18 protein-coding genes are annotated in these 19,969 nt (G+C 34.4%); 2 read left to right on the forward strand and 16 right to left on the reverse strand.

The window, feature by feature from the left end; all coding sequences use genetic code 11:
• Positions 1-207: 207 nt before the first annotated feature.
• Complete coding sequence (gene lpxK, locus ACF3OB_RS02685) at positions 208-1,218, reverse strand: tetraacyldisaccharide 4'-kinase (protein WP_212895846.1); 1,011 nt, start codon at positions 1,216-1,218, stop codon at positions 208-210.
• Positions 1,219-1,538: 320 nt separating this feature from the next.
• Here lpxK and rlmD point away from each other — a divergent pair, with 320 nt between their 5' ends.
• Entirely contained in the window at positions 1,539-2,951 is a 1,413-nt protein-coding gene (gene rlmD, locus ACF3OB_RS02690; protein ID WP_392448236.1) for a 23S rRNA (uracil(1939)-C(5))-methyltransferase RlmD, read from the forward strand.
• Between the two features lie 309 nt (positions 2,952-3,260).
• Here the strand turns inward: rlmD and rodA are convergent, their stop codons facing one another.
• The 5 genes from rodA to ACF3OB_RS02715 form a co-directional block, all read right to left on the reverse strand.
• Positions 3,261-4,550, reverse strand: coding sequence for a rod shape-determining protein RodA (rodA, locus tag ACF3OB_RS02695; RefSeq protein ID WP_095894217.1), 1,290 nt, complete (start codon positions 4,548-4,550; stop codon positions 3,261-3,263).
• 334 nt (positions 4,551-4,884) lie between these two features.
• Complete coding sequence (locus ACF3OB_RS02700) at positions 4,885-5,133, reverse strand: DUF6327 family protein (RefSeq protein ID WP_095912493.1); 249 nt, start codon at positions 5,131-5,133, stop codon at positions 4,885-4,887.
• On the reverse strand, positions 5,120-5,485 hold the full coding sequence (locus tag ACF3OB_RS02705) for a hypothetical protein (RefSeq protein ID WP_172919530.1): 366 nt from the start codon (positions 5,483-5,485) through the stop codon (positions 5,120-5,122). The genes ACF3OB_RS02700 and ACF3OB_RS02705 overlap by 14 nt, the downstream gene beginning before the upstream one ends.
• 9 nt (positions 5,486-5,494) lie before the next feature.
• Complete coding sequence (locus ACF3OB_RS02710; RefSeq protein ID WP_095894216.1) at positions 5,495-5,821, reverse strand: YtxH domain-containing protein; 327 nt, start codon at positions 5,819-5,821, stop codon at positions 5,495-5,497.
• 22 nt (positions 5,822-5,843) lie between these two features.
• Positions 5,844-7,298, reverse strand: coding sequence for a TonB-dependent receptor (locus tag ACF3OB_RS02715; RefSeq protein WP_392448239.1), 1,455 nt, complete (start codon positions 7,296-7,298; stop codon positions 5,844-5,846).
• Between the two features lie 184 nt (positions 7,299-7,482).
• Here ACF3OB_RS02715 and ACF3OB_RS02720 point away from each other — a divergent pair, with 184 nt between their 5' ends.
• Positions 7,483-8,247, forward strand: a complete 765-nt coding sequence (locus ACF3OB_RS02720) for an MBL fold metallo-hydrolase (RefSeq protein WP_392448240.1) — start codon at positions 7,483-7,485, stop codon at positions 8,245-8,247.
• A 4-nt stretch (positions 8,248-8,251) separates the two neighbouring features.
• On the opposite strand, the gene ACF3OB_RS02725 is transcribed toward ACF3OB_RS02720, so the two are convergent.
• The 10 genes from ACF3OB_RS02725 to ACF3OB_RS02770 form a co-directional block, all read right to left on the reverse strand.
• On the reverse strand, positions 8,252-8,815 hold the full coding sequence (locus ACF3OB_RS02725) for a 5-formyltetrahydrofolate cyclo-ligase (RefSeq protein WP_392448242.1): 564 nt from the start codon (positions 8,813-8,815) through the stop codon (positions 8,252-8,254).
• Positions 8,816-9,271: 456 nt separating this feature from the next.
• Complete coding sequence (locus ACF3OB_RS02730; protein ID WP_042010041.1) at positions 9,272-9,994, reverse strand: metallophosphoesterase family protein; 723 nt, start codon at positions 9,992-9,994, stop codon at positions 9,272-9,274.
• Complete coding sequence (locus ACF3OB_RS02735; RefSeq protein WP_095912491.1) at positions 9,991-11,136, reverse strand: DUF5929 domain-containing protein; 1,146 nt, start codon at positions 11,134-11,136, stop codon at positions 9,991-9,993. Before ACF3OB_RS02735 ends, ACF3OB_RS02730 begins: the two co-directional genes overlap by 4 nt.
• Positions 11,137-11,163: 27 nt before the next feature.
• On the reverse strand, positions 11,164-11,955 hold the full coding sequence (gene murI / locus ACF3OB_RS02740; RefSeq protein ID WP_042010047.1) for a glutamate racemase: 792 nt from the start codon (positions 11,953-11,955) through the stop codon (positions 11,164-11,166).
• A gap of 451 nt (positions 11,956-12,406) precedes the next feature.
• Positions 12,407-13,528 carry a lipid-A-disaccharide synthase gene (gene lpxB / locus ACF3OB_RS02745; protein WP_392420928.1) on the reverse strand — a complete coding sequence of 374 codons (1,122 nt, stop codon included), beginning with the start codon at positions 13,526-13,528 and terminating at the stop codon, positions 12,407-12,409.
• Entirely contained in the window at positions 13,525-14,964 is a 1,440-nt protein-coding gene (locus tag ACF3OB_RS02750; protein ID WP_042010055.1) for an LptF/LptG family permease, read from the reverse strand. Before ACF3OB_RS02750 ends, lpxB begins: the two co-directional genes overlap by 4 nt.
• Before the next feature lie 68 nt (positions 14,965-15,032).
• Positions 15,033-15,671, reverse strand: coding sequence for an outer membrane lipoprotein carrier protein LolA (locus ACF3OB_RS02755; RefSeq protein WP_042010073.1), 639 nt, complete (start codon positions 15,669-15,671; stop codon positions 15,033-15,035).
• A 195-nt stretch (positions 15,672-15,866) separates the two neighbouring features.
• Positions 15,867-18,287: a DNA translocase FtsK gene (locus tag ACF3OB_RS02760; RefSeq protein ID WP_042010057.1), complete on the reverse strand. Its 2,421-nt coding sequence runs from the start codon at positions 18,285-18,287 to the stop codon at positions 15,867-15,869.
• A gap of 120 nt (positions 18,288-18,407) precedes the next feature.
• Entirely contained in the window at positions 18,408-18,902 is a 495-nt protein-coding gene (tpx, locus tag ACF3OB_RS02765; RefSeq protein WP_172919537.1) for a thiol peroxidase, read from the reverse strand.
• 332 nt (positions 18,903-19,234) lie between these two features.
• Entirely contained in the window at positions 19,235-19,969 is a 735-nt protein-coding gene (locus tag ACF3OB_RS02770; protein WP_392448247.1) for a hypothetical protein, read from the reverse strand.

The raw sequence follows: 19,969 nt of genomic DNA on the forward strand, positions 1-19,969 counted from the left end.
AGCCACCGCTAAAGTTAAGTTCTATTTTTCTTTTCGGAAGTATATTGTACGTTATTTTCAATAGCTAAATTGATAATTATATGTAGGTTAAGTAAGTTTTTGAAGTCCTGAACAAGTCAAAATCAATTATTAATCAACAAAGTACGACCTACTATGTAATAGACCTTCCTTTGAAGAAAATTAACGTAAAGGTTGATATCTATTTTTTTAGGATTTCCTCTGTAAATCTAAGATTTTCCAAAAGGTAGCTTCTTCGGTTTTATCAATGAAGACAGTTTCGATGGGGAGATAAAAAATATCCGACAAGCGACTTTCTAAACGTACATAATCCTTTTCTGTGGTAAGTACACGAGGGGATTGTTTGAGTTTTTCGATTTCGGTTTCTGAAAAATGATGATGATCAGCAAAATTCAAATGCTCAAAAGTTGCTCCACATTTATTCAAAAAATTGAGAAGAGGAATGGGATTTGCAATGCCCGTTACCAAGAGAAAAGGTAATTTAATAAATTCTTCTAAATAAACAGATTGATTAGCTGAAATCACTTTTTCTCCATAAGCAATGGTTGCAAAAACCACGGATTGATGTTCTTTCTGGCGTATCTGCGTAGCAATTTTTTTTCGCTCCTGCTGACTGATATGGGGTGAGCATTTAGTAACTACAATGACGTCCGCCTGTTGTACTCGTGAAACAACATCTCGCAAATTTCCAGTAGGTAAAAGCCAATCATCGGTAAATAAATTTCCATAGGCAGTCAAAACCACATTGATTTTCGCTTCTACTTTGCGATGTTGAAAAGCATCATCAAGCAGGATTACTTCAGGAGGCTGTGGTAAATCCAACAGATGGGATATGCCTGAAGCTCTGTCTGCATTTACCACCAAACTAATTTTAGGATATTTTTTCCAAAATTGAAATGGCTCATCCCCTAAATCGTACACGGTAGAAGTAGTATCAGCCATGACTAATCCCTTTGTTTTCCTCTTGTAACCTCTACTAACTACTCCTATCTTATAGTTTTCCTGTAGATTGCGGATTAAATATTCAACCATAGGCGTTTTTCCTGTACCTCCAACACTGACATTTCCAACACAAATGGTCGGTATTTCAAATTGTACACTCTTCAGAACACGTTTATCATATGCCAGATGGCGTACCCGCACAACGATGCCGTACAACACTGCAAACGGAAAAAGCATATACCGCAATAACTGTATCATTTTTTAATATCAAAATAAACTTGGAAAGCACAAAAGTACGCAATTCTTAGAAATTATTAGGCATTGAAAAAAAAATGATTGTCCGTTTTTTTCTCGTAGAACAGTTACAAATCCTTCTTAAGATAATGTACATAGCTTTAATAACTGAGCAATTTACAGATAATAAAAAAACAAAAACTTGTAATAAAAGAACTAATACAGTATTTGAATCCAACAAGTTATTGGTAATGAAACATATCATTAAACAATTATTCTGAAAATTGCCACCCGACTAATGTCCTGTTTGCCCATTTCAATTTATTCCGTACCTTTGCCTCCTTATGAGTCTAAAAAACAAAAATATCATATTCGAAAACGTTGAAGTAATTGATGCAGGGGCTAAAGGAAAAAGCGTGGCAAAAGCTCCTGATGGACGCGTTATATTCTTGTCGGATGCTATTCCTGGAGATGTTGTTGATGTACAAACCACCAAGAAAAGAACTGCTTATTTTGAGGGATTTGTTATCAAGTTTCATAAAAAATCGGACAAACGCACTGAGCCGGTCTGTTCGCATTTTGGTTATTGTGGTGGATGCAAATGGCAGAATATGAGCTATCAACATCAACTATTCTACAAACAAAAGGAGGTAGAAAACAATCTGAAACGTTTAGGACGCATTGAAATTCCTGAAATGCAACCTATTTTAGGGGTTGAAAATCCGTATTTTTACCGTAATAAAATGGAATTCTCTTTTTCTGACACTCGTTGGCTGACCCCTGGAGAAATCAAAAAAGTGGAAACGATTGACAATCGCAACGGATTAGGATTTCATATCTCAGGTGCATGGGACAAAATTTTGGATATTGACACATGTTACCTGCAAGAAGACCCTTCCAATGACATCAGACTAAAAATAAAACAGTTTGCTATTGAAAACGAGATGCCTTTTTACAGCCCTCGTCAGCAAACAGGTTTTTTGCGTTCAATGATGATTCGCATTACTTCGATTGGGGAAATTATGCTCGTTATTCAGTTTTTCGAAGAAAACAGGAAAATGCGAGAGCAATTGTTAGACTTCATAATTGAAAGTTTCCCACAAATCACCTCCTTGCAGTATATCATTAACGGAAAGCAAAACGATTCAATTTATGACCAAGAGGTGATATGCTATAAAGGTCGTGATTGCATCTACGAAGAAATGGAAGGATTGCGATTCAAAATCAATGCTAAATCGTTTTATCAGACCAATTCGAAACAGGCATATAACCTCTACAAAGTAGCACGTGATTTTGCGGAATTGAAAGGTAATGAATTGGTGTATGATTTGTACACTGGTACGGGAACCATTGCTTTGTTTGTTGCCCAAAAAGCAAAAAAAGTGATTGGTGTTGAAGCTGTTCCAGAAGCGATTGCCGACGCTAAAGATAATGCTAAAAACAACAATATTAGCAATGTTTCATTTTTTGTGGGAGATATGAAAAATGTTTTTAACGAAGCATTTATAGCGGAAAATGGCACACCCGATGTTATTATCACCGATCCACCACGTGATGGAATGCACAAAGATGTTGTTACTCAAATTTTAAGCATTGCACCTCCAAAAGTGGTGTATGTAAGTTGCAATAGTGCAACCCAAGCTCGTGATTTAGCCCTAATGGATGCAATGTACAAAGTAACTAAAGTACAAGCAGTGGATATGTTCCCTCAAACGCATCATGTTGAAAATGTCGTTCTATTGGAAAAAAGAATATAGTTTATAATTCACATACTTTTGGAGATTCGTGATTAAACCTTTATGAAAAAAAATAAAATGGCATTAGTAAAATTTTTGTGGTGACCTTTCAAAAAAATAGTCCTTATAATTTTAGTGATTTTAGTTTATTGAAAGCATATTTGTGAAAATTTGTGTGTATTTGTGGTTTGAATTTGACCACAAATGTACAGAATGAACACAAATTTTTAAAAATCAAAAAATACAGATTTAATAATCTTCACAAAAATTTTAGTATAGCCAATAAAATAAGAGTATTCAGCCTATTTTACCTTGCACAAAAGTTTTCGGTTATTTAATCCAATCATTAACCCGATTAGCATCCAAGCGAAGAAATATAAACAAAAGAATAGTAAATGCCCATAACCCTGAACCTCCATAGCTAAAAAAAGGTAATGGAATACCTATGGTAGGTATCAATCCAATCACCATACCTATATTTATACAGTAATGCATGAACAAAATTGATGCCACACAATAACCATAAATTCGGCTAAATTTGGAGCGTTGTCGTTCCGCTAAAAAAATCAAACGAAGAAGCAAAAAAGTAAAAATTACAATCACTGTGAGCGTACCTACCAGTCCCCATTCCTCGCCCAAAGTGGTAAAGATATAATCCGTATGTTGCTCTGGTACAAAACTCCCCTTAGTACGAGTACCTTCTAAAAATCCTTTTCCAAAGATTCCTCCTGAAGTAATTGCCGATTCGGACATGTAGGTATTATAGCCAAAGTCACGACGCATCTCACTGATTTTCTGAGGGTCTTGCTCCATACGTAACCATAAACTCAACCTGTTTCGGTGGTGCTGTTTCAAAACCGAATCAAATACAATCGATGTGGAAAACGATGTGAGCAAACAAACCGACAAAAGGATAAATATATTCTGAAAAGGAATTCTATTGGTTCTTCTTTTATACCAAAATCCGTAGAAACCAATCATCAATAAGCAGATGATTACAGCGAAAAGCACACCAAATTTCAAAGTTATAATAAAAACTATGGCTACCAACACCATGTAGAACAACAAAGCAACGTGCATACCTTCACGGAACAGCACAAATGTTAAGGAAAAAAAAACCAGTAAACTCCCTACATCAGGTTGCAGAAGAATTAAAATAGCGGGTAATGCCAGAATAAGTATTGCCTTAAAAAGATCTTTAAAATTCTGTATGTTAGTATGAATATCACTCAAAAACTTTGAGAAAAACAATGCTGTGGCTACTTTAGCAAACTCACTGGGCTGCACAGTGATAGACCCAATAGCATACCACGATAAAGCTCCGTTGGTTTTCTTTCCTAAAACAAATAGTCCCGCTAATAAAGCTAATGAAATAAGATAAAATACAAAAGAAAAATTTTCGTAAAATTTTGAATCTATTGCCAGAATAAAAACAATAAGCAATAGTCCAAGCCCAATAAAAAGCGTTTGTTTTCCGTAGAATTGATCAAGGTCAAAAATAGAAGTTACCTCAGCCTCATTATAAGTAGTTGAAAAAATGGCTATCCAACCAATACTAACCAATAATATATAACAAAAAACGGATAACCAATCTAAATTTTTTATAAGGCTTTGTTTCATAAAATCTAATTTGAAAGTTGTTTTGTTTTTCTAAATAATAGATTTGCGTTTTTATCGGACATACATTGAATCTGTGTCTGGTTTTATCCTATTTTTACACAAAGTAATCCGCTATATAATTGAAAAACATAAATTCACTTAGTATTTTCATCGTTACCTTTTATTTGAATTCCATATGAATACCACGATACAGTTTGCGCAAAAAAATAGAAGAATATGACTTTGATTGAAATATGAACAATATTTTCTAAAATTACCTTTATAACGATGAGGTTCCGACTACATATCCGAAAGGAATGTAATTGAAACCTCAAATTTTTAACTCTTTATATAATTACTTTTTTTTGAAAAAATAGTACAAAGCATAGTTCAGAATAAGACCAAACCAACGACTTTTTGGTTTGAAAAAGCTCCCTCCTACGTTTGAAAAAGCACTAGCCATCAAATTCTTAGGAGCTAAGCTATCCGTAAAATTTGAAGTACTGTTCTTCAACTGCAACCAGTCAATTTCTTTTTTGAGTCTCAAGATTTTTAAATCACTTTCAATTTCCTCAAAAGATTGATAAATTCTATTTCTCTTCATCTTCTTCTCCCGCTTTAAAGTATACCTCTGAAAGAGTCCTCAATAAAGGCCTTTCAATCATTTTCTTTCTGAAAAGATAGGCAATACACATCACCAAACAATAAAAAAGTGCCATAACAACAAACCCTAAGGCAATGTTATCAATCCAAGCCCCTATGGCGTAGGCAAATGCAAACGAGAGTGAAAACAACACTAACAGACTTATCATTCCCAACACTAAAATGGATAATAGCCCATAAGAAGTTTTCGCTATAAATCTGAAAACAAACAGCTTGTAGTAAGAAACATTTGTTTCTAATACTTCATTTCCTCTATCGGGGAGTTCTTTAAAAGCCTCTTTTATGTTATTCATCAACTTATTTTATTTTTGCAACTTAGCGTTTGCCTCTTTCAAAGCTGCTAATTTTTTTTCTAAAAAAGTAATCACATCTTCAGCTTTGTAACTCGATTTGGACAAGACTCTGTCCATATTTTCCTCCAAAGAACCTTTGATTTCAGTTGTTTTTAACTTCACCTCCTGCGTTAAATGATCAATTTTTTCCTTCAACTTGTGCGTTGTCTCATCTACTGAATCTTTGATTTTTTTACGAGTATTTTTCCCTTTGTCAGGTGCAAAAAGAATTCCCACTCCTGCTCCAATAGCTACTCCTGTAACTAATGCTAATAATACGTTTCCTGTTTTTGCCATAATAATTTAATTTTTTAAAGGTTTAACATTCTATTTTTTGTGGCTTATAGCCAAATAATTGCTTTTCTTTGATGATTTCGGAAACCCCACCTGGCAGTAATTCCTCCCAATTGGGTTCGCCTTTCTCAATCATTGATAGGATTTCCCTTGAGAATATGTTGAGATGTGCCTCGTCATATCCCTCTATATCCACCACCTTTCCGTTGAATTTGAAAAACTTATACAGTTCTTTCATACGCGGATGCACACGCAAATTCTCACTGGTAATGATTTGCCCCGTTTCTGGGTCTTTCATTGGAAATAAATATATCTTAATATCACGATAGAACAATTTTCCGAATGCCTCCAAAATACCTCCGCTGAGATGTCGGTAATATTTCTCATCGAAAATTGCAATCAAATTATTCACTCCCATTGCCAATCCCATTCGCATTCGGGTGTAATTTGAAAAATATTCAACCACTCGGTAATATTCTTTAAAATTAGAAATCAACACTTTCTGACCTAAGGAACACAATAACTTGGCTCTGTCCATAAAATCCTGTTCATCAATTTGCCCTTCGGCTATCAAATTCGACAGTGTAATTTCAAAAATTACCTCAGTGCGAGACGGATTGACTTTATTTTCTGCCAAAAACATCTCCAAAGATTTTTGATACATATCCATATTGACCTTGGTCACGGGTCTGAAACTTCCTCGCAAAGTCAGCACATTTTTTTTGTAAAGATGTTCCGCAGGAAGGATATTATTCCCGTCAGGTCCGAACATCACCGCTTCTGTCATTCCATTTCTGATAAGTTGCAAACTCATCAATCGATTATCTACATCCTCAAAATCAGGGCCTGAGAAATTTATCATATCAATTTCTATCAAATCCTTATCAATATGGTCGTATAAATATTTCAATATTTTTTTAGGCTTTGAGGTCTTATAAAAAGCTCCATAAATGAGATTTACTCCCAAAATTCCTAAGGTTTCTTGCTGTGCTCTGGCTTCAGTTTGGTGAAAACGCACATGCAAAATGATTTCGTTATACGCTCCATGAGGCTTGGTTTGGAAACGTAAACCCACCCAACCATGTCCTTTATAACGCTTTGAAAAATCAATAGTTGCGACGGTGTTGGCATAAGAGAAAAACACCTTGTTGGGGTGATTATTTCTGGTCAAACGCGTTTCGATGAGTTTGATTTCATAGTCCAACATTTTTTTAAGTCGGCTTTCAGTTACGTAACGTCCATCTTCTTCCACTCCGTACACAGCATCGCTCACCTCCTTGTCATAGGCACTCATTGCCTTAGCAATAGTCCCCGAAGCTGCTCCTGCTCTAAAAAAATGGCGTACCGTTTCCTGACCCGCTCCAATTTCAGCAAAAGTTCCGTAAATATTTTCATTCAAATTAATACGCAATGCCTTGGCTAAAGTCGAAGGTACATCTTCAATGGCTATATCCTTATCTCCTTGAATTATGACGCTCATTTTTTTATGCTTTTATTTTTTCAGGTTAATATCACCTCTATTTCCTAAATACTTTAATTTCTTTTATATAAAACACGGCACACACCCTCTTTAAAACAGAGGATTAGCCTCATTTAAAAAACTATTTGCACAAAAATAGGAAATTCTATTGAAAATTCCTATTTTTGTCGTAAATTTTTTTGCTTTGAAAATTATTTTTTTAGGAACAGGCACATCACAGGGGATTCCCGTCATTGGAAGTAATCACCCTGTAGGATTAAGTAAAAACCACAAAGACAAGCGATTACGAACTTCTGCTCTTATCTCTTGGGACAACATAAATCTGTTAATTGACTGTGGCCCTGATTTTCGGCAACAAATGCTCACACACAAGATAAACCATCTGGAAGCAATTCTGTTCACACACGAACATGCCGACCACACCGCAGGACTTGACGACATCCGCCCTTTTGTGTATCAACAGGGTGACATGCCAATATATGCCCTACCACGTGTTATTTCTGAATTGCGACAACGTTTTAACTATATTTTTTCCACCGAAAATCGGTATGCAGGAGCTCCATCAGTAGCTGTCAATGAGGTAAACAATGAGTCATTTGAGTTTTATGGAAAAACTATTCAGCCAATTCATGTGATGCATGGTGATTTACCAATTTTAGGCTATAGAATTGAAAATATCGCTTATATTACGGATGCTAAAAAAATAATAAACAACGAATTAGACAAACTTCACGGACTGGATCTTTTGGTGCTAAATTGCCTACGTGAGGAGATTCACCCCACACATTTAAACTTGGATGAAGCTTTGGAAATTATCCGTATTGTACAACCAAAAAAGACCTATTTCACCCATATCAGTCAAACGTTTGGATTTCATGACGAGGTGTCTAAAAAACTACCAGAAAACGTTTTTTTGGCCTATGACAATCTGATTTTAAACAATATATAAGTATTTAAAATCTAAAAAATCCGTCGGGAGTAGCACAGTAATCCAAAGGAATATCAGTCGAGAAAACCCCTTCAATTTTTAATTCAGGGAGAAAAAATGATAGACCTACCTTTAAAGTAGTTACAGGACAATCGGCTAAAAAACGGTCGTAAAATCCACCGCCATACCCTACTCTATTCCCTTTTTGATCGTAAGCCAACAACGGAACAAACACCACATCTATTTGAGCAGATTGCACCTCAAATCCGTTGGAAGGCTCTGTAATTCCTAAATGATTTTGTCGCAAAATAGTTTGCTCTGTGAGTAAAATATGCTTTAATAAACCTACATTTCCATCCATTTTAGGCAATATAATGTTTTTATCTTTTCCATGGAGAATATGCAAGATATATTCTGTGTTGATTTCAAACAATCTGGTTATCGGAAGAAAAATATGGTAATTTTCCCTATGCCAAATAGGCATTTTCAATAATTGATTGGCTATTTGTAAACTTTTTTGCTCACGCTCTTCTTCTGAAAGACCTGCTCGAAGTTGTTTGTAATAATTCCTTAACTCTTTTTTGTCCATAAAACATGTTTTTGGAATTAGCAAATATACAAAAAAAGCAAATAATTTCATTAATTAGTTAAAAATAGGACATTAAAGACACGAAAATTATGAACCTTTAATTCGTTTACTCGAACCTTTTTTGAACTTGAAAGTTAGTAAAAAAACATTAAGTTTCCGTAAATTAAATTTTAAACCACATAGAGACATAGAATTAACACTATGTCTCTATGTGGTTTAAATATAATAGCTCTAAAAATATTATTTGATGTGTTTAACCTACAAAAACACTCCTACCTTTAATCGAAGAAAATATCAATAATCAGACTCTTTTATAATCTACTGAATAATAAACCTATTGCCTAAACTCTCCAAATAACATACATTATTTTTTAATTTCAGAAACTCTTCTGCTCAAATTAGAGAGAAAATCATGCAAGTTTGGATTAAACTTCAAAAAAACGAAAATATGTTTTTTTACTTGTTTCGCCCCATTTCTTCGGGATAAAGCTCAAAAACAGGATTGCTTTGCCAAAATTCCTTGGTATTGATATCCATCACTGTAATACGCCCTTTAAACGCCGCTCCCGTATCAATATTCCATACATTGTTAGCAGACATAGGTTTGTCGGTTTCGAAACGAACAGTAGGTGTATGTCCTATAAAAATTTCGGAATAGAGTTTCAATCTATTTGGATAACGAATTTGTTCAGGCGACATTTCTACCGAAATAGCTAATTCCCAAAGAGTTCTATCCCAATAGAATGCCTTGGGAAAATATTCATACTCTACTCCTCTCAAATTAGTGAACCCTGCGTGAACAAACAATCTATTTTGGCTATCTAACTGATAGTTAGACAACTTTTTCAAAAAATCGATATGTTTTTGCTTGGTTTCTTCAGGGATGGATTCGTAGGCTTTTTCGGTAGCATCTCCTCCGTGGAAATACCACATCTTTTCCATTGATTTTCCAGACAAAAAATCTAAACACAAATCATCATGATTCCCTCTGAGAAAAGTGCAATCGTATTTTTTACCAAAATCTATCAGAAAATCAATAACTTGAGGTGTCTGACTCCATCCATCAGCATAATCTCCTAAAAATATGAATTTGTCTTGATCTTGAATATTCACTCGTTCAAGTACTTGAATCAATGCCTTATATGCTCCGTGAATATCACCTATTACTAATGTTCTCATCTGTGAGTATTGTATTTTAATTTACGCATAATGCGAAGTGTCCGCTTTAAAGCGGGGTAGGATTCCCTATCTATTTCTCTGTATTTGAACCGAGTTTCTTCTAATAACTCTTTGGCCTGTATGTAACCACTTAAATAACACGTCAAAAAAGTGGATGGTAGCAGTTTTAATTTATTCAAACTACTGTTATTCAAATCATTCCCCTCTATTATATTTTTAACTATGGGCATATACTCGTCCCATAAAAGAGCCGATTTTTCAAGATTATACGCAGGAGGAATAAAGACCAACTTTTGATGTATTTTGTATGTTCCATTATTAAAAAACTCGATGGTGAGTGTTTCCAATGGGTGGTATTTTTGTGAAAAATCAGTTGCTAATTCGATATATTCCGTAATTTGGAATGAATTTGCTTGAATATGGATTTCAACCAAATCCAAGGCAGAAAAAAACAGTTGTACTTGTTCGTTAATCAGCTCAATATCAACTCTTGAATAAAATAATTTTCCATCAACACGCTCTGGTTTCCCTGCGTAACATAGCACAAATTGTTCTCTGAAAACGTGATAAAAAGCCTGTAAATCCTTGTGTCGGTGATTTAAAAAATGGATTGTGGCATCAAGAGTATGTTGAATATTATTACTTGAAAGTTTTTCTATTTGCCGAACTGTTTTTAGGTTTACATCGCTTATTTTAAAGGTTTTATCAACAATTTTACTGTTACTACCCTCTCGTTTGAAAATGGTTCCTTTCGGGTATTTCCACACACCTTTTGATAAAGAACATATTTTTTGAGATGATCGTACTGTAACCAAACCAACCACTTTATTTTCAGCAATATCTGGAAAAATAATATTTTCATACATTACTGATGGGGGATTTTCTAAATAGGAATTGACCAGATTTTGAATATGGCTGTCATCGAAAAAATCCACCCCAAAAATTAAGCGTGATTCATCTTCAACACCAACAATTATAAACGCATTATTATAGGGATTCGAATTGGCTAAAGCACAAACTATTTTCAAAAACTTAGCCTTTCCTTCACGATCACTCAAATTGATGAAACGCTTACGATCATAGAAACTGTTTTCGTCGCTATGAGCTAATAGGTTCTTAATTAGTAAGCGCTTATTTATCATATTAGTGTTACTTTATTTTGAGATACTTTACAACATACTTATTTCCAAATCATTACGATCAGGAGCAAATTCTTTTAAAATTTCGATATTTCCGTTAGCCAACCAACGGTGCTTCGGCTTTTCAGTGGCATCATTTAACAATTGATTTTGACTGAGTATGTTTTTAGTTTGTCTAGCAACGGCATATCCAGAATCAATCACTTGAATATTTTCGGGGATAAGTTGCTTAATTTGAGGTAATAAATACGGATAGTGAGTACATCCCAACACCAGATAGTCTATTCCTTCTTCTACCATTGGATACAAATATTTTTTGAGCAAAATCGTCATTTCAGGACTATTAATTTTGCCTGACTCTATGAGTTTTACCAAACCTTCTCCTACCCTTTCAATAAATTCAATACCGTTATTTTGTGCTAAACTATTGCTATTTTTCTGAAATAATTCACTCGTCAACGTTCCTTGAGTAGCTAACACTCCTATTTTTTTGGTGACACTTCCCAAGGCTGCAGGTTTAATAGCTGGTTCAATACCTATGAAAGGTATATGTCTATATTTTTCACGAAGATAGGAAATAGCGTTAGTCGTACCCGTATTACAGGCTAAAACAATGATTTTCACATCATTATTGAGCAAACACTCTGTATTTCTTTCGCATAAAGCAATGATTTCATCCTTCGTTTTTCCGCCGTAAGGAGCATTTTTATTGTCTGCTAAGAATAGGGTGTTCTCATTGGGCATCAATGCTACGACCTCTTTCCAAATGGTGGTTCCTCCAACACCCGAATCAAATAATCCAATAGGAGCTTGTTTTTTCATAACACAAAAGTAACACTTTTTACTTGAAAAACGAAATAAAGAGTTTTCGTTTTACTTATTCTCTCTTGAAAAGTAGTAGAAATCTTTAGAGGACTTTCTGTTCAGCGTCAACAGAAAACCATAATACAAAAAGATGATTTCGGTCTGTTCATCATTCTTTTGCTGTTGAGTGAGACCTCTGAGTAATAGCATATTGACTGTCTCGCCTATTACGCCTTTGTGAAAAGCATGACCTTGTTTTAAAAATTCTATAATAGACTCAATTACTACTCTTTTCTTATGTACCGAGTTGAATTTTACCCTTGTATAACTCTGTATCTTTTTAGAAGTATATAATAAATTTGGTATAATCAATGAACTATAAAGTCTTGAGAAAGAAAAAAGTGTTTTTTCCTTCTGAAGCAGTCCTTAATGATCTCACTAAGTTAATTCTATTCCTATTGTAAATGCTTTATCTCTCCTTAATTCGATTCGAAAGAATCAATTCAGCCGTTTTTTGACTTGCCCCACTTCCCCCTAATTGATTTCGTAAATCCATATAGTCTTGCAGCAACTTATCGCGATGTGTTGGAGTTAAGAGTTTATCTATTTCAAAACGTAAATTTTTGGTATTCAACTCCTCTTGAATAAGTTCTGTAACTACAGGTTTATCCATAATAAGATTTACTAACGAAATATACTTCAAATTAATCACTCGCTTTGCAATTTGATATGACAGCCAATTACCACGATAACAAACCACTTCTGGGACATTAAACAAAGCTGTTTCCAAAGTAGCTGTTCCACTGGTCACCAATGCACAAGTGGCTATGGATAATAAATCGTAAGTTTTTCCACTAACAAAATATACATTATTATTTTTGATAAATTGCTGATAAAAACCATAATCTTGTGATGGAGCTCCTGCAATAACAAATTGATAATTAGGATAATAATCCACTACTGAAAGCATCACTGAAAGCATTTTGGCGATTTCTTGTTTTCGACTTCCGGGAAGTAAAGCGATAATGGGTCGTTGGTCTAGATTATTTGCTACCTTAAACGCATGCGGATCTATTGGTTCACGATTAGCTATAGCATCTAAAAGCGGATGTCCTACAAAATGAACAGGATAAGCATGTTTTTTTTCATAGAAATCTTTTTCAAAAGGCAATATCACATACATAAAATCTATATCGCGCTTAATGGCTTTTATACGATTTTCTTTCCACGCCCAAATTTGAGGCGAAATATAGTAATGTGTTTGAAAACCTTGCTTCTTCGCCCACGTAGCGATACGCATATTAAAACCCGGATAATCAATGAAAATCAGTACATCTGGTTGGAAATCCTGAATATCTTTTTTGCAAAAAGCAATATTCTTTAAAATAGTTTTTAGATTTGTGATAACTTCCCAAAAGCCCATGAAAGCCAAATCTCGATAGTGCTTGACAAGGGTTCCTGCAACGGATTTCATTTTATCTCCTCCCCAAAAACGTATATCGGCACTGGAGTCTTTGGCAATAAGTGCTTTCATCAGATTAGCTCCATGTAAATCACCCGATGCTTCACCTGCTATGATGTAGTATTTCATCTCTTGTTGGATTGTTGTTTACGTTTGAGGAAATCAAACAATTTATGTAATTTTTCAAATTGAAATAACCCTTTATCCGTAGTAACACGAATGGTTAGATATATTCCTAAAGGAAGTAAAATCAACGTAGAAAACCATGGTGCAATGACAGGGCTTACCGTGTTATTTTCTGCTATATTCTTAACAAACAAACTTATAAAGTAATAAGATAAAAACAGAACCATTGCCACTACAAAGGGCAAACCCAATCCTCCTTTACGAATGAATGCACCTAACGGTGCCGCCACAAAAAACAATACAAAACAAGAAAATGTCAAAGCAAATTTATCACTCAAATTCAGAATATGAAGGTTTAATGTTTTGTAACGATATTCAATGTCACGCTGCCTGAAATCTAAATTATCATACTGACTTTGAGCATTGCTAACAGCCATATCCCATATCTGCCGTTTTTTGTGAGCTTCGAATAGGTTTAGCAGTTCTGAAATATCCTCAACATTGTTATTCTCAGAAGTTTTTATATTTTTTTCAGGTAGAAAAATACCTGTACGACGCATCATACTCCCCCCATGATCAGCTATATGTTGTTTAAAGTCATTCCGCAATGAATCTATAGCGTAGTTCAATTGTCCAACATTCATCATTCGATAAGTAGTAATATTGGTTTTCTCATTAAAATCAACATTATTCAAATGGGAAAGATCAATATTGATGACATATTTATCAAAATGTACTTTCGCAAAAGGGAAACGCTGTTGTTGGGCATAAGTTTGAGTCTTGATATCTTCGTAATAATTACCATCTTCCAAGATAAGTTGCAAAAAATCACTGTTTTTAACATTTTTTAACTCACCTCGTTCTGCAATAATTACAGTCCTGTTCACACGGTCAGGTGATTTTTTATGAATAACCACCTTTTCTAAAAATTCATCATTTTTACCTGATTTTTTATCAACTTTGATACTGATATCATCACCTATATCTGAAAAAATTCCTTCAGCAATTGCCATGGCAGGCTTCACTTTGGCGATGTTTCGGCGTAGGTCAAACAATTCAGTATAAGACACTGGAATTACTACATTTACTAAAAAAAAAGTAAATAAACTCAGAAATCCCATAAAAACCAACAAAGGTCGCATGGCTCGTTGCACCGAAATTCCTGATGCTTTCATTGCTGCAAACTCGTAATTTTCAGCAAATGCTCCAAAGGTCATAATGGAAGAAACCACCACCGCCAACGGCAAAATGATCGGAATCAATTGCGGAATGAAAAATATTAAAAACTTAGCTATAATCCACATCTCCAAACCTCTACCCGCTAAATCGTCGATATATGTCCACAAAGTATGGAACATAAATATCAGAATTAAAACGAAAAGAGTTCCTAAAAAATTCTTTAGGAACTGTGTCAAAATATATCGATCTAATATTTTCATTTTGCGTATGTTAATACTTGTCTTGGATTTTCTCCTCTGAATATTGCGATTAACTTCTCAAATGGAAACTACAATTCAGAGATGTAATATCCTTCTTTTTTATACTTTTCTTTATCAAATTTAAATAAATTAGCCGGAATTGGTTGATTGGTTTTGAACGTGTTAACTGTAATGGTAGTTTTCGTATTGTTTTTCCCTATTTCAATTAGGTTATAAATATGCTTTGTTTGAACATCAATTCCCAACAAAATTTGTTTTACGTCCGATGCTTTCTGTGGTTTAAGTTCAACATACTGAATCTTTCTGCCACGTACATTTTGTTCAATATCCCACTTGTAGGTATATCCCTTTCTATAAAATGTTAACATTTTTGAAGGCGTAATTGAAGTTTCCTCTTCCGATGTTGATTCGATTACAACTTCCTCATTTTCAGGAATTATAGTATACGATTTATTACCATCATATATTTTTGTGGCTCCCATATAATTCAAAACATATTTATCCTTAGCTAAAGTCACATTTCCTTTGATTTCTTGATTAATATTTTCGGAAATATTATCTAAATTATATCGAAATTCAATATAAATATTATCATAGCTAATCATCTTGTTATATACCTCATCCAATAAAGTCTTTGCTTTATTCGCGTTCTGAGCTTGAGCTACAAAACTACATAAAGTGATAATCGAAATTATTATTTTTTTCATTTTTTTGATGTTTTTCATAATTATTACTATAATGTGCATTCATACGTAAGATACTCCGAAAGAACCGTTTCATATCAAACCACAAAAAAATCTCATTAATAAATTATTAATCCTTCTCTATGGCCGAGTACAAAATTACGTAAAACGATGCTCTTTAACGACTTACTACCATGAATACCAATTTCCGTTCCAAAATTAACGTCCATTCAACAAATTTTCGAGCGATACGATGTCAGAAACAAGTACCTTTCGGGCTTTACTTCCATCAAAAGGCCCCACAATTCCTGCGTGTTCCAACTGATCAATAATACGTCCTGCTCGATTATATCCTAAACTCAATTTACGCTGTAGGAGCGATGCCGAACCTTGCTGTGCATTAACAATGATTTCAGCCGCTTCTCTAAATAATTTATCACGGTCAGCAGGATCAAAATCCAACTCCGTAGCTTCACTTTCACTACCTACATATTCAGGCAATAAGTAAGCATCGGGATAAGCCTTCTGAGCTCCAATATATTCAGTAATATGATTGATTTCAGGGGTATCTACAAAAGCACATTGGATACGAATAGGCTCATTCCCTTGAGTATAAAGCATATCTCCACGACCTATTAACTGCTCAGCCCCCGAACCATCTAAAATCGTTTTTGAATCTATCTTCGAAGTTACACGAAACGCAATTCGAGCAGGGAAATTTGCCTTAATAATCCCTGTGATAACGTTCACCGATGGACGTTGCGTTGCAATAATCAAGTGAATACCAATGGCTCGTGCCAATTGAGCCAATCGCGCAATGGGCAACTCCACTTCTTTACCTGCCGTCATAATCAAATCGGCAAACTCATCAACCACCAAGACTATATACGGCAAAAATCGGTGTCCTTCATTCGGGTTTAGTTGCCGTGCTTTGAATTTTGCGTTGTACTCTTTGATGTTACGAACCATTGCATTTTTCAACAGCTCATAACGATTGTCCATTTCAATACAAAGAGAATTCAACGTATTGACTACCTTTTTGTTATCCGTAATAATAGCTTCCTCACTATCAGGAAGTTTTGCTAAAAAGTGGCGTTCAATAGTGTTGAACAAAGTCAGTTCTACCTTCTTCGGATCTACTAATACAAATTTCACCTCGGCAGGATGTTTCTTGTAAAGTAAAGATGTGAGTACAACATTAAGCCCCACAGATTTACCTTGCCCTGTAGCACCAGCCATCAGTAGATGGGGCATCTTAGTGAGGTCAGCTACAAAGGTTTCGTTGCTAATGGTCTTTCCGAATGCTACAGGAAGCTCCATCTCCGAGTGTTGAAACTTGGGCGAAGTAATCATGGAACGCATAAAAACAGTGGTCGGTTTCTTATTCGGAACCTCAATACCAATAGTCCCCTTTCCTGGAATCGGTGCAATAATACGAATACCCAAAGCCGCTAAGGACAAAGCTATGTCATCTTCTAAATTTTTAATTTTCGAAATGCGAATCCCCGCAGCAGGGACAATCTCATAGAGCGTAACCGTTGGACCAATGGTAGCCTTTATCTGTGATATTTCAATTTTGTAATCTCTAAGGGTCTGAACAATTGTATTTTTATTCTCCTCCAATTCCTCCTGATTGATAATAATACCACTTTCTTTGGGCTCGTTCAAAAGTTCGATGGTAGGAAAACGATAGTCACTCAAATCCAAACGTGGATCGTATTCTCCGTAGTTTTCAACCAATTTTTTAGCTAATAATTCAGGATCAACTTCCTCACTTTGCTTTGGTTTTTCTACTTGCAGATCCAACTCTTCAGAAGGAGTATTGGTTATAAAGAAATTTTCTTCATTCTCTTCATTTGTCAAGAAAGGGATTTCTTTTTTATGAGTGAATACATCTAATTTTTCGTCAGGTTTATTATTGTCAATAAAGATCTTTTCATTATTAACATCTGTTGACTTCAAAAAATCATCATTATTTTCCTCAGGATTCGCTGGAACAGCTACTTTCTTTACTAGTTTAGAGGGACTTAAAGTATCCGAGATTTTGACTTGATTGATTTTAGTGAAAACTGTCTGAAACATTTTGCTCACTTTTTCGGGCGTAAGTTCAGCTTTCAAAATAGCATAAAGTAATAGAAATAAGATGAGTAGTAACGCTGTCCCAAACACCCCAATGTAATCTTGAACAAAATGATTGATTTCGTAACCTGAAATACCTCCCAAAATACTAGCTTTGCCTGAAAAAAAACCGAAAAAAGTAGCAATAAAAATCATCCACAAAATTCCCCAAAACCATCGATTGAAAAGAGGCATTCGCAATCCGAATGAAAGTTTTAAACCTGTCAAAAAAGCCAATACTGCAGGAATAAACATCGCAATTCCAAATCCTTTATAGATAAAAAAATGTCCCAAAAAAGCTCCAATTTTACTCACCAAATTCTGAGCTTCTTGCTGTCTATCCCCTAAAGCCAACCAAACACTTTGATCGGTTTGCCAAGTAAAAAGATAAGACACAAAAGCTACAATAAGCATCAGTGAAACAAAAGTAAGGACAACACCGAAAATTAATTTCCGTTGTTTGCCTTTATCCGTCTTTGTTTTAGTTTTTTTATCGGAGTCCTTTTGTTTTTTTTGTGACATTTTTTTAGTTTAATAGGTAGCAAATTGAAAAGTTAAATCATCACGCAAAAGCCTACAAAAGCTACGTGAGATTTTTCAACTTGATGACACTTATGTTTGTTCTACATGTTATATTTAAAACTACAATTTTGCCAAAGCAGCTGCGTAATTTGGCTCGTTAGCTGTTTCTGCAACTTGTTCGTTGTGGATAACATGCCCTTTTTCATCAATAACAACGATACAACGCGAAAGCAAACCTTTGAGAGGGCCATCAGTAAATGTTACGTGATAGTTTTGAGAAAATTCACCTCTGAAATCGGAAAGCATTACCAAATCATCAATACCCTCAGCTGCACAGAATCTGCTGAAAGCAAAAGGTAAATCTTTTGAAATACAAGCTATTACAACATTATCCAATGCAGCAACCTCTTGATGAAATCTACGTGCAGAAGCGGCACAAACTCCCGTATCTATACTTGGAAATATGTTTAAAACCAGTTTTTTACCATTAAAATCTTGTAAAGAAACCTCTGATAAGTCTGTTTTTACTGCTTTGAAATCAGGAGCTACTGCCCCTACTTGTGGAAGTTCACCTTGTGTATGAACCGCTCCTCCCTTAAAAGTGATTGTAGCCATAATAATTATTCTGTTTTTTAATCCGTAACCGCAAAGGTACGTAAAAAAAAACAAAAACCAAACTTTAATTTTAGAACGGATTTAAGTTCCTATTGTATTTTTTATTTCACAAGACATTAAAAAACAATTGATTACATAGCTATTCTTGCATTTCATATCAACTTACAATAAACAGAAATAGCAAAACTACATACTATTCAAACCCTAAATCCGTTCCTGTTTCGTAATGCTCTAAAAGTATAAATCTTTTCTCGGATTGTGAAAACCCGAGAAAAGAATATAAAAATAGTATGATTAAAAGTTTTGTTTTCATTGTTAGAAATGTCTAAGAGTTATTGCCTTTCAGGAAAAAGTTCTTTTGCCCACATAATGTCATATCTAATGACTCGCTTGAAACCATCTTCTGTTCGGTCGAAATAAAAATCATACGAACCTCCTACAATTCCTTTGCCTTCAATATATGCAAATCGGTCAATACCTCGATGGTAACTATAATTGCCTATTTCTTTCCTGATTTTTTTGTTTGAAGTATAATGATTTTCTTTTCTCCAGTCATCAAAAGTCCAAAAATAATATATTTTTTCATTATCTTTTTGTTCTATTTGTGAAAGATAAATAGCACTCATAGCTTTATTGATGTAAATAGTTCCCATATATCCAGAAAAACCCTCCATAGGAGAATATTCGTCAAATTGTGGAATATATTCTTTTTTTACATCTTGATAGGTCATTATATTTTGTTTGATGTTGATTATATTACTTCCTGAAAATTGCAGAGAAGTGTTGAAATCAAAACGTTTAAATATCTCCAATAAAGTGTTTTTAGTTACATAGAATTTATTATTTTCTTCTTTAATTATCCTATATTTTCTAAAAACTTTGGTGCTATTTAGTTTAGACATATTATTTTTTACATCTTGTATTGATACTATTTTGTCTTCAATAAAGAAAAATGGAATTTCTTCCCAAATATTATCTCCGTCTAAATCAGGCAATATTGTAAGAAGTAAAAGGTTTCCTGATTCCAAAATATTATATATTTCTATTTCAGCTTCAATGCCGTACAT

It is taken from the genome of Capnocytophaga canis, from assembly GCF_043187445.1.
Classification (GTDB): Bacteria; Bacteroidota; Bacteroidia; order Flavobacteriales; family Flavobacteriaceae; genus Capnocytophaga; species Capnocytophaga canis.

What these genes read in the sequence shown, in the direction of transcription:
- lpxK (WP_212895846.1), bottom strand. Translation starts at nt 1,218, where the DNA reads ATGATACAGTTATTGCGGTATATGCTTTTTCCGTTTGCAGTGTTGTAC.
- rlmD (WP_392448236.1), top strand. Translation starts at nt 1,539, where the DNA reads ATGAGTCTAAAAAACAAAAATATCATATTCGAAAACGTTGAAGTAATT.
- rodA (WP_095894217.1), bottom strand. Translation starts at nt 4,550, where the DNA reads ATGAAACAAAGCCTTATAAAAAATTTAGATTGGTTATCCGTTTTTTGT.
- ACF3OB_RS02700 (WP_095912493.1), bottom strand. Translation starts at nt 5,133, where the DNA reads ATGAAGAGAAATAGAATTTATCAATCTTTTGAGGAAATTGAAAGTGAT.
- ACF3OB_RS02705 (WP_172919530.1), bottom strand. Translation starts at nt 5,485, where the DNA reads ATGAATAACATAAAAGAGGCTTTTAAAGAACTCCCCGATAGAGGAAAT.
- ACF3OB_RS02710 (WP_095894216.1), bottom strand. Translation starts at nt 5,821, where the DNA reads ATGGCAAAAACAGGAAACGTATTATTAGCATTAGTTACAGGAGTAGCT.
- ACF3OB_RS02715 (WP_392448239.1), bottom strand. Translation starts at nt 7,298, where the DNA reads ATGAGCGTCATAATTCAAGGAGATAAGGATATAGCCATTGAAGATGTA.
- ACF3OB_RS02725 (WP_392448242.1), bottom strand. Translation starts at nt 8,815, where the DNA reads ATGGACAAAAAAGAGTTAAGGAATTATTACAAACAACTTCGAGCAGGT.
- ACF3OB_RS02730 (WP_042010041.1), bottom strand. Translation starts at nt 9,994, where the DNA reads ATGAGAACATTAGTAATAGGTGATATTCACGGAGCATATAAGGCATTG.
- ACF3OB_RS02735 (WP_095912491.1), bottom strand. Translation starts at nt 11,136, where the DNA reads ATGATAAATAAGCGCTTACTAATTAAGAACCTATTAGCTCATAGCGAC.
- murI (WP_042010047.1), bottom strand. Translation starts at nt 11,955, where the DNA reads ATGAAAAAACAAGCTCCTATTGGATTATTTGATTCGGGTGTTGGAGGA.
- lpxB (WP_392420928.1), bottom strand. Translation starts at nt 13,528, where the DNA reads ATGAAATACTACATCATAGCAGGTGAAGCATCGGGTGATTTACATGGA.
- ACF3OB_RS02750 (WP_042010055.1), bottom strand. Translation starts at nt 14,964, where the DNA reads ATGAAAATATTAGATCGATATATTTTGACACAGTTCCTAAAGAATTTT.
- ACF3OB_RS02755 (WP_042010073.1), bottom strand. Translation starts at nt 15,671, where the DNA reads ATGAAAAAAATAATAATTTCGATTATCACTTTATGTAGTTTTGTAGCT.
- ACF3OB_RS02760 (WP_042010057.1), bottom strand. Translation starts at nt 18,287, where the DNA reads ATGTCACAAAAAAAACAAAAGGACTCCGATAAAAAAACTAAAACAAAG.
- tpx (WP_172919537.1), bottom strand. Translation starts at nt 18,902, where the DNA reads ATGGCTACAATCACTTTTAAGGGAGGAGCGGTTCATACACAAGGTGAA.
- ACF3OB_RS02770 (WP_392448247.1), bottom strand. Translation starts at nt 19,969, where the DNA reads ATGTACGGCATTGAAGCTGAAATAGAAATATATAATATTTTGGAATCA.